Raw genomic sequence first — 13,424 nt, forward strand, 5'->3', positions numbered from 1 at the left:
TTAAAAGCGTTTTTCGAGGATGCGTCAAGCAAGATTTCAAAAAATTTTTAATTATTACCGTCGCTTACGACTCAAGCCTCGAAAACACGGGATCATTCAGCCGGTGGAACGTAGCCTTCGGCCTTGGCGTAATCCTCGCCGGAAAAGAACTTGTCCATCTCGCCCTGGATGTATTTGCGGTCGTCCGCATTCATCATGTTCAGGCGCTTCTCGTTGATCAGCAGGGTCTGGTGTTTCAGCCAGTCGCTCCAGGCCTTCTGGGAGACGTGGTCGAAAATGTCCTGGCCCTTGGCACCCGGATACGGTGGGCGATCCAGGCCTGGCAGTTCTTCGTGGTACTTGCGGCACATTACGGTGCGGGTCATGACGACTCTCCTGCATTCAAAACGTCGGCTGCGCGCTTGAGCAGCTTCTTCACCGGGGCGGCAAGGCCCAGGCGCGGCGGGGTGGCGAGGTTATACCAGAGCCAGTCGGCCTCGGCCACGTGGTGCGCGGACTCCTCGACCCGCACCAGCCAGGGCTCGATATCCAGCTGGAAGTGGCTGAAGGTGTGGGTCAGGCCCGGCAGTGCCTGCTGCGGCCCCAGCTCCAGCGAGTGCTGCAGGGCCAGGTGCGGCAGGTCGTCCAGGTCGTCCAACTCCGGCAGGCTCCACAAGCCGCCCCAGAGGCCGCTGGACGGCCTGCGGTAAAGCAGGATGGCGCCTTCGCGGTTGGCCAGCAGCGGCATCAGCGTGCGCTTCTGTGGCACGCTCTTGCGCGGCTTGGGGATCGGGTAGCGGGTCTCCAGGCCGTACTTGTGGGCTTCGCAACCACTCTCCAGTGGGCAGAGCAGGCAACTGGGCCTGCTGCGGGTACACAGCGTCGCACCGAGGTCCATCATCGCCTGGGTGTAGTGGTTGACCCGGGTCTGCGGCGTGAACAGCTCGGCGCTGGCCCACAGCTGTTTCGCCACCTTGGGCTCGCCCGGGTAGCCCTCCTGGGCGGTGTAGCGGGCCAGCACGCGCTTGACGTTGCCGTCGAGGATCGGTGCGCGGATGCCCATGCTGATACTGGCGATGGCCCCGGCGGTGGAGCGGCCGATGCCTGGCAGCTCGGTGAGCTTCTCGACATCCCGCGGGAATTCGCCGCCATGTTCGGCGACGACGATCTTCGCGGTCTTCTGCAGGTTGCGCGCCCGGGTGTAGTAGCCCAGGCCGGTCCACAGGTGCAGCACTTCATCTTCCGGCGCGGCCGCCAGGGCTTCGACGGTCGGCAATGAAGCCATGAACCGGTCGAAGTAGTTCAGCACGGTGCTGACCTGGGTCTGCTGCAACATGATTTCCGACACCCATACCCGGTAAGGGTTGATGTCCTGCTGCCAGGGCAGGTCATGACGGCCGTGGCGGTCGTACCAGTCCAGCACCGCCGTGGAAAACTGCTCGGCTCTCATCGTTTGAACAGCCCCTTGATCGCGTTCTTCAGTTCCGGGCTGACCTTGTCGCCGAGTTTCTCGTCGATCTTTTCGCTCAGCTTGTTACCGGCCGCACGTGCGGCCACCTGGCCGAGGCCGTCCTTGTCGATGCGGCAGGCCTTGGCGCCCAGCTCCAGCGGACCGCGGCAGCGCAACGGCCACTCGATGTCGGCGAAATTCTCGCCGACCTGGCAGGCCGGGTCCGGCATGTCGCTCTTGTCGCCCTCGACGATGACGCCGATGCGGTAGTCCATGCCCAGCACCCGCAGGTCGATGTCGCCGTTGCCGTTGACGGTCAGGCCGGGGATGCGGACTTTCAGGTCGGGGTTGCTGGCGACGCCATTGCGGATACTCAGGCTGCCCTTGAGTTCCTGGAATGGAGTGTCCTTGCCGCGCGGTTCGCTGCTCAGGGTCTTGCGGTTGAGCAGGGCGATACCGGTGCAGAGCTGCTGTTCCAGGTTGGCGTTGAGCAGCACGCCGTTGTTGAGGACGAAACTGGCGGTGCCGTTGAGGCTGTCGACCAGCGCCTTTTCGCTGTTGCCGGTACCGCTCAGGTTGCTGTCGAGGGTGATCGCGCCCTTGATCGGCGGCTTCTGTCCCTGGGCCTGCAACACGCGTTCGACCGGCACCCGGTTCAGCCGGGTCTGCAGGTTCAGTCGCGGTGTGTCATTGCGGACATCGAGACTGCCCTTGCTGTCGAAACTGCCGTTGTAGAGCTCGCCGCGCAGGCTGGCGAGGGTCAGCAGGCCGCCCTGGCCGGTGGCCTTGAGGGCGGCGTTGTCGATCGGCAGCTTCTTCAGGGTCAGTTGGTCGAAGCTCACGTCGGCGTCCACGTCGAGGCTGCGCAGGCGCTCGATCGGCAGCAGCCGGTCGTTGCTCCAGGCACCCTTGGTTGGTGAGTCGGGCAGCGGCGTGGTGCCGCCGACGGCATTCGCTTCGCTGCTCTGGACCTCGGCCTGGCGCGCCTTCGAGGCGCTGTCGGCATCGGCCGACTTCGCCGGCAGGTAGCGGTCGGCGTCGAACTTGTCGCCCTTGAGCTGTACGCGCAGGGCCTGTTTGGCAAAGTCTTCGACGGCAACGCGGCCGCTGAAGGTGCTGTCGTCGAGTTTCAGGTTGATGTTGTTCAGTTCCAGGCTGCTCGGCGTGCCGCTCAGGCGGGTCACCAGCTCGACCTTGCTCAGGCTGCCATCGGCCACCGGTGGCAGTGGCTGGCCGATGCTGTCGAGGAACTTCATCAGGTCGAACTGGGCAATCGACAGGCCGCCACTGACCTGCGGGGTCTTGTCGAGGTCACGGGCCTTGAGTTCGCCGATGGCGCGCAACTGGTTGGCCGACAGCTTGAGGCTGGTCCACTCGGCGATATTGGCGGCCATGTCCACCAGCAACTGCCCCTGCATCGAGAAGGTCAGGCTCTTGCCCTGCAGCGGATCGCCCGAGGCTTCGCCGCTCAGGCGCATGTCTTCGAACTGGTAGCGCTTGAGGGCGCGGTCGAAGCGCAGGTTGCCGCCCAGTTCGGTCCGGGCCCGCAGTACCGGCTGGTTGGTGCCGAAGAACGCCGTCAGCTTGACCGCGATTTCCTTGCCTTCATGAACCGGTCCGGTGCTCAGCTGGATGCTTTCCGAGGTGATCTGGCGACCGGTCTTCTCATCGTTGAATTCGACCCGGGCGTTGTTCACCGTCAGGCTGTCGATGTCCATGCGGATCGGCTGCGAGGGCTTTTCGGCCTCGGCACTGCCGCCACCCTGTGACGTGCCGGTGGCCTGTTCCGCCGTGCCGGCCGCTGTCGTGCTCGGCAACGGCCGACCGATGTCTTCCCAGTTGCCGTGGCCGTCCTTGTCGCGGTTGAGCATCAGGTTCAGGCCCTCGACGCGCACGTCGCTCATCTGCACTTCGCGGCGCAGCAGTGGCAGGACACGCACCGACAGGCCGAGCATCTGCAGATCGGCGAACGGTTTGCTCGGGTTGTTCAGGGTCGCCACGCTGGCGTCATGCAGTTCCAGGCCCAGCCACGGGAACAGGCTCCAGCCGATGTCACCATTGAGGGTCAGCTCGATGTGGGCCTTGTCGCGGGCTATCTGGCGAATCTCGTTCTTGTAGTCGTTGGGATCGAACCAGTGGGTGAGCGCGAAGCCCAGCGCCACGATGATCAGCAACAGTCCGAGAAGTACCAGACCCAGGATTTTGCCGAACGCTTTCATGGGCGAATCCTTGTGTTGAGTCGAATTTGAAGTCAGCTGGCGAGTATAACGCTACGAGCATGCTCGGTTGGCGCTAGGTTGTTGACGATTGTGACTCGCCCGGAGCATCTGTGGGCGTCATCGCCAGCCCGCCCGCTCGCGCAAGGGGAGAGCAAAATCATTTCCCGCGGAGCGGAAGTGGCACTGCGGTGCAGTTTGATTGCAAAAGACGATATCAGTTTGCTTTATCTGTAACGCGCAAGTGGTAATCTCTCGCAGTTCGCCTGTCTATCTGCGGCCTATTGTCGCGTTTCGGAGCTTCATTTCAATAAAACGACCACGCCTGCGTGCACGAAGGTTGGGAATGAGGTGTGTCCGGCGGACCACAATTCCAATGGGGGAAAACACCAATGAGCACTAGCATTACGGCGGGCAGCCTTGCCGCCGAGCCGGCGTTCCTGTCCAAGGAACGCATCATCGCCAAGCCCGGTTTCAACCGCTGGCTGGTTCCACCGGCCGCCCTGGCCATTCACCTGTGCATCGGCATGGCCTATGGCTTCTCGGTGTTCTGGCTGCCACTGTCCAAGGCCCTGGGCATCACCGCCCCGGTCACCTGTGGGGCGGATATCGGCTTTTTCGAGCAGGTGTTCTCGTCGCAATGCGACTGGCCGATCTCGATGCTCGGCTGGATCTACACCCTGTTCTTCATCTTCCTCGGCTGCTCGGCGGCGATCTGGGGTGGCTGGCTGGAGCACGCCGGGCCGCGCAAGGCCGGTGTGGTTTCGGCGCTGTGCTGGTGCGGCGGCCTGCTGATTTCCGCGCTGGGCATCCATACCCATCAGATCTGGCTGATGTGGCTCGGTTCGGGCGTGATCGGCGGTATCGGCCTGGGCCTGGGCTACATCTCGCCGGTCTCGACCCTGATCAAGTGGTTCCCGGACAAGCGTGGCATGGCTACCGGCATGGCGATCATGGGCTTCGGTGGTGGTGCGATGGTCGGTGCGCCGCTGGCGACCGCGCTGATGGGCCACTTCGCTTCGCCGACCAGTGTCGGCGTGTGGCAGAGCTTCGTCGCCATGGCGGCGATCTACTTCGTCTTCATGATCGGCGGTGCTCTGGCCTACCGCGTGCCGCCAACCGGCTGGAAGCCCGAGGGCTGGACCGCGCCGGCGAAGAAGACCAGCAACGCGATGATCACCAACCGCCACGTGCATGTGAACGTGGCCTGGAAAACCCCGCAGTTCCGCCTGGTGTGGCTGGTACTGTGCCTGAACGTTTCCGCCGGCATCGGCATCCTTGGCATGGCTTCGCCGCTGCTGCAGGAAGTGTTCGCCGGCAAGCTGCTGGGTAACGACCTGAGCTTCAGCCAGCTGGACGCCACGCAACTGGCGCAGATCGCCGCGATCTCCGCCGGCTTCACCGGTCTGCTGAGCCTGTTCAACATCGGTGGCCGGTTCTTCTGGGCCTCGTTCTCCGACTACATCGGCCGCAAGGCGACCTACTTCGTGTTCTTCGCTCTGGGCTTCGCGCTCTACGCCTCGGTACCGAGCCTCGGTCACCTGGGCAGCGTCGCGCTGTTCGTGGCGGCATTCTGCGTGGTCCTGTCGATGTACGGCGGCGGTTTCGCCACGGTGCCGGCCTACCTGGCGGACCTGTTCGGCACGCAGATGGTCGGTGCGATCCACGGTCGCCTGCTGACCGCCTGGGCCGCGGCCGGCGTGCTCGGTCCGGTGCTGGTGAACTACCTGCGCGAGTACCAGTTGAGCATCGGTGTACCACGGGCTGCCGCCTACGACATCACCCTGTACATTCTCGCCGGCCTGCTGGTGCTGGGTTTCATCTGCAACCTGCTGGTGCGTCCGGTGGCCGACAAGTACTTCATGACCGACGCCGAACTGGCCGCCGAACAGGCGCTGGGTCATGACAAGGGCGCCGATGGCAGCACCGTGCTGGAGTGGAAAGCCGCACCGGGCAGCAAGCCCCTGGCGATTGCCGCCTGGCTGGTGGTGGGCATTCCGCTGGCCTGGGGTGTCTGGATCACCCTGCAAAAGACCGCCGTACTGTTCCACTAAGCGGTTGTCCTGACAGGTATAGCCCTGACGGTGCTGGTTTCAGCCCGTCAGGGAACTCACCTTCCATGTTTCTGTTTACCGTCCGCACGCCTATAATGATCGCCTTTTTCGCCCAATGATTTTGCGGAGCTGGTGATGGCCGAACGTAAGGCGTCCGTCGAGCGCGACACCCTGGAAACCCAGATCAAAGCCTCGATCAACCTGGATGGCACCGGAAAGGCCCGATTCGATATCGGTGTGCCTTTTCTTGAACACATGCTCGACCAGATCGCCCGTCACGGGCTGATCGACCTGGATATCGAAAGCAAGGGCGACCTGCATATCGACGACCACCACACCGTGGAAGACGTCGGTATCACCCTCGGCCAGGCCTTCACCAAGGCCATCGGCGACAAGAAGGGCATCCGCCGCTACGGCCATGCCTATGTGCCGCTGGACGAAGCGCTGTCGCGCGTGGTCATCGATTTCTCCGGCCGTCCCGGCCTGCAGATGCACGTGCCGTTCACCCGCGCCACCGTGGGCGGTTTCGACGTCGACCTGTTCCAGGAGTTCTTCCAGGGCTTCGTCAACCACGCCAACGTCACCCTGCACATCGACAACCTGCGCGGGCACAACACCCATCACCAGATCGAAACCGTCTTCAAGGCCTTCGGCCGCGCCCTGCGCATGGCCGTCGAGCTGGATGACCGCATGGCCGGGCAGATGCCCTCCACCAAGGGCGTGCTCTGATGCAGACAGTCGCGGTTATCGATTACGGCATGGGCAACCTGCACTCGGTGGGCAAGGCCCTCGAGCACGTCGGTGCCGGCAAGGTGCTGATCACCAGCGACGCGGCGGTGATTCGCGAGGCGGACCGGGTGGTTTTCCCCGGCGTCGGCGCAATTCGCGACTGCATGGCGGAGATTCGTCGCCTGGGCTTCGACTCGCTGGTGCATGAAGTCAGCCAGGACCGGCCGTTCCTCGGCATCTGCGTAGGCATGCAGGCCTTGCTCGATCGCAGCGAGGAGAACGAGGGCGTCGACTGCATCGGCCTGTTCCCCGGCCAGGTGAAGTTCTTCGGCAAGGACCTGCAGGAAGACGGCGCGCACCTGAAGGTCCCGCACATGGGCTGGAACGAAGTGAAGCAGGCGGTGGATCACCCCCTGTGGCACAACATTCCGGACCTGGCACGGTTCTATTTCGTGCACAGCTACTACATCGCCGCCGGCAATCCGCGGCAGGTGGTGGGCAACGGTCACTACGGTGTCGATTTCGCCGCGGCGCTGGCCGATGGCTCGCGTTTCGCCGTGCAGTTCCACCCGGAGAAGAGCCACACCCATGGCCTGCAGTTGCTGCAGAACTTCGCCGCCTGGGACGGCCGTTGGTAATGGCCGCGAAGAAGGGCAAGCCGCCGTTGTTGACGCTGACTCCCGAACAGGAAAGCGAGGCTTGCCGCAAGATCAAGCGGTTCATGGAGGATCGCTTCGAGCTGGACCTGGGTTCGTTCGAGGCGGCTGAAGTCCTCGAACTGTTTACCCGCGAAATTGCTCCGCACTATTACAACAGGGCGATTTTCGATGTGCAGACGCACCTTAAGGAAAGGTTCGAGAGCATCGAAAGCGACCTGTGGGCGCTCGAGAAAAACTGATTTCCGAGTGAAGCTGAAAAAACGACTTTAAGGTTTGCCAGATGCTGATTATCCCCGCTATCGATCTCAAGGACGGTGCCTGCGTCCGTCTGCGCCAGGGCCGCATGGAAGATTCCACGGTGTTCTCCGATGACCCGGTGAGCATGGCTGCCAAGTGGGTGGAGGGCGGCTGCCGTCGTCTGCATCTGGTCGACCTGAACGGCGCCTTCGAAGGCCAGCCGGTCAATGGCGAGGTGGTTACCGCCATCGCCAGGCGCTACCCGCACCTGCCGATCCAGATCGGCGGTGGCATCCGCTCGCTGGAGACCATCGAGCACTACGTGAAGGCCGGTGTGAGCTACGTGATCATCGGCACCAAGGCGGTCAAGCAGCCCGAGTTCGTCGCCGAGGCCTGCCGTGCGTTCCCCGGCAAGGTGATCGTCGGCCTGGATGCCAAGGACGGCTTCGTTGCCACCGATGGCTGGGCGGAAGTCAGCTCGGTGCAGGTGATCGACCTGGCCAGGCGTTTCGAGGCTGACGGCGTGTCCGCGATCGTCTACACCGACATCGCCAAGGACGGCATGATGCAGGGCTGCAACGTGCCCTTCACCGCCGCCCTGGCCGCCGCCACCCGCATTCCGGTGATCGCCTCCGGCGGTATCCATAACCTGGGCGACATCAAGACCCTGCTGGACGCCAAGGCCCCGGGCATCATCGGTGCGATCACTGGCCGGGCGATTTACGAAGGCACCCTGGATGTCGCCGAGGCGCAAGCCTTCTGCGATTCCTACACTGGCTGAGGACTGACCATGGCGCTGGCCAAACGCATCATCCCTTGCCTGGACGTCGACAACGGTCGCGTGGTCAAGGGCGTCAAGTTCGAGAACATCCGCGATGCCGGTGACCCGGTGGAAATCGCCCGTCGCTACGACGAGCAGGGCGCGGACGAGATCACCTTCCTCGATATCACCGCCAGCGTCGATGGCCGTGATACCACGCTGCATACCGTCGAGCGCATGGCCAGCCAGGTGTTCATCCCGCTGACCGTGGGCGGTGGCGTGCGTACCGTGCAGGACATCCGCAACCTGCTCAACGCCGGTGCCGACAAGGTGTCGATCAACACCGCGGCGGTGTTCAACCCCGAGTTCGTCGGCGAGGCGGCCGATCGCTTCGGCTCGCAGTGCATCGTCGTCGCCATCGACGCCAAGAAGGTTTCGCAGCCGGGCGAAACCCCGCGCTGGGAGATCTTCACCCACGGTGGGCGCAAGCCGACCGGGCTGGATGCGGTGGAGTGGGCGAAGAAGATGGAAGGCCTGGGGGCCGGTGAAATCCTGCTCACCAGCATGGACCAGGACGGCATGAAAAGCGGCTTCGACCTCGGCGTGACCCGTGCCATCAGCGATGCCCTGGGCATTCCGGTGATCGCCTCCGGCGGCGTCGGCAATCTCCAGCACCTGGCCGACGGTATCCTCGAAGGCCATGCCAGCGCCGTGCTGGCTGCGAGCATCTTCCACTTCGGCGAGTACACCGTGCCCGAAGCCAAGGCCTATATGGCGCAACGCGGTATCGTGGTCCGCTGAATACAGGGATCACTGGACAGCATGGCGGGCCCGGGCCACTCTTGGGCACGCCATGGACTTCGGTAGTACAGCATGCTCAAACGTCTTCTACTGGCCGTCGCCGGCACCTCGCTGCTGCTGACAGGGCCCGCCTTCGCGCAGGAAAACACCGATACTTCGCTGGTCCTGCTGACCGAGAACTTCCCGCCGTACAACATGGCGAAGAACGGCAAGAACTTCGCCCAGGACGAGAATATCGAAGGCATTGCCGTGGATATCGTCCGCGAGACCTTCAGGCGCGCCGATATCCGCTACAGCCTGACCCTGCGCTTTCCCTGGGAACGGATCTACAAGCTCGCCCTGGAGCAGCCCGGCTACGGGGTGTTCGTGATGGCGCGCCTGCCGGAGCGCGAGACCCTGTTCAAGTGGGTCGGGCCGATCGGCCCGGATGACTGGGTGATGCTCGCCCGCGCCGACAGCAAGCTGGCGCTGACGGCGCTGGCGCAGGCGCGCAAGTACAAGGTCGGTGCCTACAAGGGCGATGCCATTGCGCAAACCCTGGCGCGCCAGGGGCTGGAGCCGGTACTGGTACTGCGCGACCAGGACAATGCCCGGAAACTGGTGGACGGGCAGATCGACCTCTGGGCCACCGGCGACCCGGCAGGACGCTTCCTGGCGCGTCAGGAAGGGGTGACGGGGCTCAAGACCGTGTTGCGTTTCAACAGCGCCGAGCTCTACCTGGCGCTGAACAGGGAGGTGCCGGACGAGGTGGTCGCCAGGCTGCAGGCGGCGCTGGATCAGTTGCGCAAGGAAGGCAAGGTCGACGAGATCATGGCCCGCTACCTGTAGAGCGCGTTATCGTTCTTCGCGGATAAATCCTGCCCCACAGAGGCAGTGTGGGCACAAGTCCCGGGTATGACACGCACTGTAGGAGCAAGGCTTGCCTGCGAAGAGGCCAGTGCGGCCACTAAAAGCTTCGCGGGCAAGCCCGGCTCCTACAGTCCTGCGGCGACCACATTGTATAGGGTTTGTCCGCGAGAGGTCGCCGGATAACTAGCGGTAGACGCCGTTCCTGCCATGCCCCGAAGTGGCCTGGTTGCCCCGCAGGGCAATCATCGAGCGGATGTCGATCCACTCCACGCCCTGCTCCTTGAGCCTGGGCAATTCACGCTCCAGCACCGCCAGCGTCTGCGGATACGGATGGCCGATCACCACCGCGCTACCCTGCTTGTGCGCCAGCCTGATCGCGGTCTGCAACTGCGCGGTGATCGCCGGCTCGGTGCGTTCGTTATCCAGGAACACATCCCGCGATACGCTCGCCAGGCCGATCTTCTGCGCTTCGGAGGCGGCAACCGTCCTGGCGCTGGTGCGGCTGTCGACGAAGAATTTGTTGCGCCGCTGCAGCTCGCCCATCAGCCAGGCCATGGCGACCGGTTCGGCAGTCATGCGGCTGCCCTCGTGGTTGTTGATGCCGCTGGTGTAGGGCACGGCCAGGAACGCCGCTGCCAGGCGTTTCTGCAGTTCTTCCAGAGGCAGCTCGGGATGCCAGGCGAATGGTCCGGTGGCCGGGTCCATGGGCATGTGCAGCATGACGACCTTGCCGGCCTGGTGCGCCTCACGGGCCAGCTCGGCGGCGTGGGGCGTGTCGGGCATGATCGACGGGGTGATCGGGCCGGGCAGGGCCAGCACGCGACGATCCCGGGGCAGGTTCTGCCCCAGGTCATCGATGATCACGGTCAGGTAGGCTTTCGCCGGGGCAGGCGTTTCGGTCGGCGTTGCCTGGGCAACGCCGATCAGGCAGCCGAACAGCGCCAGCAGGGTCCAGCGCCGCATCTCAGTTGCCGCGCGTGACGCTCAGGCCCTTGAGCAGGCTCAGCGCCTGGCTCAACTGGTAGTCGTCGTCCTGCAGGCGGGCCTTGCCCTTGGCCGACTTGACGCTCGGCCGGTCGGCACCGCCGTTGCCGTTGCCCAGGTGACCCTGCAGGTCGGCTTCCTTGAAGGTTTCGTCGTCCTGGGCGCCGGTGACCTTGGCCTGGCGGACCTCGATGTCCGGGATGATGCCCTGGGCCTGGATCGAGCGGCCGTTCGGGGTGAAGTACAGCGCGGTGGTGAGTTTCAGCGCGCGGTCGTTGCTCAGCGGCAGCACGGTCTGTACCGAGCCCTTGCCGAAGCTGGTGGTCCCCATCAGCACCGCACGCTTCTGGTCCTGCAGGGCGCCGGCGACGATTTCCGAAGCCGAGGCGCTGCCGCCGTTGATCAGCACCACCATCGGCGAGGCGTCGCTCTCGTCGTGGCCGGTGGCCGAGAAGCGCAGCTCGGAGTTGGCGATGCGGCCCTTGGTGTAGACGATCAGGCCCTTGGTGATGAAGTGGTCGACCACTTCCACTGCCGCCTGCAGGACGCCGCCGGGGTTGTTGCGCAGGTCGAGGACGATACCGTTGAGCTTCTTGTTGCCGTTCTCCTTGCGCAGCGTGGCCAGGGCCTTGGAGACTTCTTCACCGGTCTTGACCTGGAACTGGGTGATGCGGATGTAGCCGTAGCCGTTCTCCAGCATCTGGCTGCGCACGCTCTTGGTGCGGATGATGGCCCGGGTCAGGGTCACGTCGAACGGCGTGCCGCCGTTGCGCACCAGGGTCAGGGTGATCTTCTGGCCGACCTTGCCGCGCATCTTGTCGACGGCTTCGGTCATGGTCTGGCCGCGGGTCGGCTGGCCGTTGATCTTGACGATCAGGTCACCGGCCTCGATACCGGCCTTGGACGCCGGGGTATCGTCGATCGGCGAGACCACCTTGACGAAGTTGTCCTCCATGCCGACCTCGATACCCAGGCCGCCGAATTCGCCGCTGGTGTCTTCCTGCAACTGGGCGAAGTCTTCCGGGCCCAGGTAGGCGGAGTGCGGGTCAAGGTTGCTGAGCATGCCCTTGATGGCGTTTTCCAGCAGGGTCTTGTCGTCCACCGGCTCGACATAGGCGGCCTTGATCCGGTCCATGACCTCGGCGAAGGTGCGCAGCTCGTCGAGCGGCAGCGGGGCCTTGGCGGTGACGACAGGAGCGGCCGCCGGAGCGGGCTGGGCAGGTTGCGCAGCGAACGCGTGGGGCGCGCCGATCACGAGGGCGATCGTCAGGGCCAGCGAGGTGAGGCGGGACAAATGCAGCATGTCGAACGAACTCCTAAATAAGGTACGGCGCCTATCCTTGCGCGCGACACCATTGGGCCGGATCACTCGGGTGACCCTGCTGACGTATAGCGAAATACAACGCCGGTGCCTCCTGACCGCCACTGTTGCCTACAGTAGAGATCGACTCACCGGCTTTTACCACATCCCCCGCCGATTTAAGCAGGGTCTGGTTGTGGCCATACAAACTCAGGTAGCCGTTGCCATGATCCAGGATCACCAGCAAACCGGCACCGCGCAGCCAGTCGGCGAACACCACGCGCCCCCATGCACGGCATGCACCTGGCTGCCGGCGGCGGCACCGATCATCACGCCGTCCCACTTGCTACGGGCGTCATCACCGCGGGTTTCTCCGAAGCGTGCCAACAATCGACCATCAACTGGCCATGGAAGTTTGCCGCGGGCTGCAGCAAAAGGGCCGCCGAAGGATTCTCCGGCGCTGGAAACCAGTGGGCCGGGCGTCGAGCGCGGCGGCTTTCGCGGGCTGTCGTCATCACGATCGGCCAGGGCCTGGGCCTCACGCTGGCGCTTTTTTTCCGCTTCCTGCTGGGCGAGCAGCGCTTTCTGGCGCGCTTCCTCCGCCTCACGGGCCTGGCGTGCCAGGGTTTCCTCGATGGTCTTGAGGACTTTCGACAGGTCGGCCTGGTCCTGTTCGCGGGCGGCGAGCTTCTGGTCGCGGTCCTTCACATCCTGGTTGAGCTTGGCCAGGGCGGCCTGGCGTTCCTGGCGGACTTTCTCCAGCTCTTCACGCTGGCTGTCGAGGTTGCCTTTCTGCACCAGCAGTTGTGCCTGCTGCAGGTTGATGTCCTTTTCGACATTGGCCAGCTGGCGCAGGGTTTCGTTGAAGTTCTTCAACTGCTCCAGGCGCGCCTGGCTCAGGTAGTCGTAGTAGGTGAGGGTGCGGGCGAATTTTTCCGGATTCTGCTGGTTGAGCAGCAGCTTGATGTATTCCTGGCGGCCGCTCTGGTAGGCGGCGCGGGCCTGGATGGCGATCAGGTGTTGCTGTTCAGTGCGCGCGCTCTGGAGTTTTTTTTTCTCCCCGTCGAGCCGCTGCAGTTCGCTCTCGCTCTTCTTCAGCTCTTTCTGCAGGGCTTCGACCTGCTTTTCCAGCTTGCCCATCTCGGTTTCGGTGCCGCGCAGGTCTTTCTGCACGCCGGACTTTTCTTCCTGCAGCTTGCCCAGCAGCTTCTTCAGCTCGGCAATGTCCTGGCGCGTGGCCTCCAACTGCTGTTGGGTTTGCGCGCGCTCGTCGGCGAAGGCCGGTTGGAACAGGCAGATCAGGGCTAGGGCGATAAGGGCGCGAAGCATGGGGCGGGCAGCACCTGGAAACGGGACGGCCTAGTATGCCCGCCATACGTTGTAAAAAAAACGTCCAAAAGCGGTTG

At 63.9% G+C, this 13,424-nt stretch carries 12 protein-coding genes and 1 pseudogene; 7 read left to right on the forward strand and 6 right to left on the reverse strand.

What is annotated here, in order from left to right:
* Positions 1 to 92: 92 nt before the first annotated feature.
* From ACZ5KU_RS01560 to ACZ5KU_RS01570, 3 genes are read right to left on the reverse strand one after another with little or no spacing between them, the layout of a single operon-like run.
* Positions 93 to 365, reverse strand: a complete 273-nt coding sequence (locus ACZ5KU_RS01560) for an oxidative damage protection protein (RefSeq protein ID WP_054058016.1) — start codon at positions 363 to 365, stop codon at positions 93 to 95.
* The gene (mutY, locus tag ACZ5KU_RS01565) at positions 362 to 1,429 is read right to left on the reverse strand and encodes an A/G-specific adenine glycosylase (protein ID WP_464736760.1); all 1,068 of its coding nucleotides are present in this window, start codon (positions 1,427 to 1,429) and stop codon (positions 362 to 364) included. The genes ACZ5KU_RS01560 and mutY overlap by 4 nt, the downstream gene beginning before the upstream one ends.
* Positions 1,426 to 3,648, reverse strand: a complete 2,223-nt coding sequence (locus ACZ5KU_RS01570) for an AsmA family protein (RefSeq protein ID WP_464736761.1) — start codon at positions 3,646 to 3,648, stop codon at positions 1,426 to 1,428. The genes mutY and ACZ5KU_RS01570 overlap by 4 nt, the downstream gene beginning before the upstream one ends.
* Positions 3,649 to 4,037: 389 nt before the next feature.
* On the opposite strand from ACZ5KU_RS01570, the gene ACZ5KU_RS01575 reads away from it, so the two are divergent.
* The 7 genes from ACZ5KU_RS01575 to ACZ5KU_RS01605 all read left to right on the forward strand — a co-directional run bounded on the left by ACZ5KU_RS01575 (position 4,038) and on the right by ACZ5KU_RS01605 (position 9,713).
* Positions 4,038 to 5,699: an OFA family MFS transporter gene (locus tag ACZ5KU_RS01575; RefSeq protein ID WP_464736762.1), complete on the forward strand. Its 1,662-nt coding sequence runs from the start codon at positions 4,038 to 4,040 to the stop codon at positions 5,697 to 5,699.
* Positions 5,700 to 5,834: 135 nt separating this feature from the next.
* Positions 5,835 to 6,428: an imidazoleglycerol-phosphate dehydratase HisB gene (gene hisB / locus ACZ5KU_RS01580; protein ID WP_017903926.1), complete on the forward strand. Its 594-nt coding sequence runs from the start codon at positions 5,835 to 5,837 to the stop codon at positions 6,426 to 6,428.
* Positions 6,428 to 7,066 carry an imidazole glycerol phosphate synthase subunit HisH gene (hisH, locus tag ACZ5KU_RS01585; RefSeq protein ID WP_054058012.1) on the forward strand — a complete coding sequence of 213 codons (639 nt, stop codon included), beginning with the start codon at positions 6,428 to 6,430 and terminating at the stop codon, positions 7,064 to 7,066. Before hisB ends, hisH begins: the two co-directional genes overlap by 1 nt.
* A complete protein-coding gene (locus ACZ5KU_RS01590) occupies positions 7,066 to 7,326 on the forward strand; it encodes a DUF2164 domain-containing protein (protein WP_054058011.1) in 261 nt (86 codons plus the stop codon). The genes hisH and ACZ5KU_RS01590 overlap by 1 nt, the downstream gene beginning before the upstream one ends.
* Before the next feature lie 41 nt (positions 7,327 to 7,367).
* Complete coding sequence (hisA, locus tag ACZ5KU_RS01595; RefSeq protein WP_054058010.1) at positions 7,368 to 8,105, forward strand: 1-(5-phosphoribosyl)-5-[(5-phosphoribosylamino)methylideneamino]imidazole-4-carboxamide isomerase; 738 nt, start codon at positions 7,368 to 7,370, stop codon at positions 8,103 to 8,105.
* Between the two features lie 9 nt (positions 8,106 to 8,114).
* Positions 8,115 to 8,885, forward strand: coding sequence for an imidazole glycerol phosphate synthase subunit HisF (gene hisF, locus ACZ5KU_RS01600; protein WP_054058009.1), 771 nt, complete (start codon positions 8,115 to 8,117; stop codon positions 8,883 to 8,885).
* 72 nt (positions 8,886 to 8,957) lie between these two features.
* The gene (locus tag ACZ5KU_RS01605; RefSeq protein ID WP_464736763.1) at positions 8,958 to 9,713 is read left to right on the forward strand and encodes a substrate-binding periplasmic protein; all 756 of its coding nucleotides are present in this window, start codon (positions 8,958 to 8,960) and stop codon (positions 9,711 to 9,713) included.
* Positions 9,714 to 9,917: 204 nt separating this feature from the next.
* Here ACZ5KU_RS01605 and ACZ5KU_RS01610 read toward each other — a convergent pair whose 3' ends face one another.
* From ACZ5KU_RS01610 to ACZ5KU_RS01620, 3 genes and pseudogenes are all read right to left on the reverse strand, one after another.
* Entirely contained in the window at positions 9,918 to 10,697 is a 780-nt protein-coding gene (locus tag ACZ5KU_RS01610) for a divergent polysaccharide deacetylase family protein (protein ID WP_054058007.1), read from the reverse strand.
* A gap of 1 nt (position 10,698) precedes the next feature.
* Complete coding sequence (locus ACZ5KU_RS01615; RefSeq protein ID WP_054058006.1) at positions 10,699 to 12,021, reverse strand: S41 family peptidase; 1,323 nt, start codon at positions 12,019 to 12,021, stop codon at positions 10,699 to 10,701.
* Between the two features lie 31 nt (positions 12,022 to 12,052).
* Positions 12,053 to 13,347, reverse strand: a pseudogene (locus tag ACZ5KU_RS01620) (murein hydrolase activator EnvC family protein).
* Positions 13,348 to 13,424 lie beyond the last annotated feature (77 nt).

The organism is Pseudomonas sp. Tof1, from assembly GCF_055390395.1.

What these genes read in the sequence shown, in the direction of transcription:
- hisB (WP_017903926.1), top strand. Translation starts at nt 5,835, where the DNA reads ATGGCCGAACGTAAGGCGTCCGTCGAGCGCGACACCCTGGAAACCCAG.
- ACZ5KU_RS01605 (WP_464736763.1), top strand. Translation starts at nt 8,958, where the DNA reads ATGCTCAAACGTCTTCTACTGGCCGTCGCCGGCACCTCGCTGCTGCTG.
- ACZ5KU_RS01590 (WP_054058011.1), top strand. Translation starts at nt 7,066, where the DNA reads ATGGCCGCGAAGAAGGGCAAGCCGCCGTTGTTGACGCTGACTCCCGAA.
- hisF (WP_054058009.1), top strand. Translation starts at nt 8,115, where the DNA reads ATGGCGCTGGCCAAACGCATCATCCCTTGCCTGGACGTCGACAACGGT.
- ACZ5KU_RS01570 (WP_464736761.1), bottom strand. Translation starts at nt 3,648, where the DNA reads ATGAAAGCGTTCGGCAAAATCCTGGGTCTGGTACTTCTCGGACTGTTG.
- hisH (WP_054058012.1), top strand. Translation starts at nt 6,428, where the DNA reads ATGCAGACAGTCGCGGTTATCGATTACGGCATGGGCAACCTGCACTCG.
- ACZ5KU_RS01615 (WP_054058006.1), bottom strand. Translation starts at nt 12,021, where the DNA reads ATGCTGCATTTGTCCCGCCTCACCTCGCTGGCCCTGACGATCGCCCTC.
- ACZ5KU_RS01575 (WP_464736762.1), top strand. Translation starts at nt 4,038, where the DNA reads ATGAGCACTAGCATTACGGCGGGCAGCCTTGCCGCCGAGCCGGCGTTC.
- ACZ5KU_RS01560 (WP_054058016.1), bottom strand. Translation starts at nt 365, where the DNA reads ATGACCCGCACCGTAATGTGCCGCAAGTACCACGAAGAACTGCCAGGC.
- mutY (WP_464736760.1), bottom strand. Translation starts at nt 1,429, where the DNA reads ATGAGAGCCGAGCAGTTTTCCACGGCGGTGCTGGACTGGTACGACCGC.
- ACZ5KU_RS01610 (WP_054058007.1), bottom strand. Translation starts at nt 10,697, where the DNA reads ATGCGGCGCTGGACCCTGCTGGCGCTGTTCGGCTGCCTGATCGGCGTT.
- hisA (WP_054058010.1), top strand. Translation starts at nt 7,368, where the DNA reads ATGCTGATTATCCCCGCTATCGATCTCAAGGACGGTGCCTGCGTCCGT.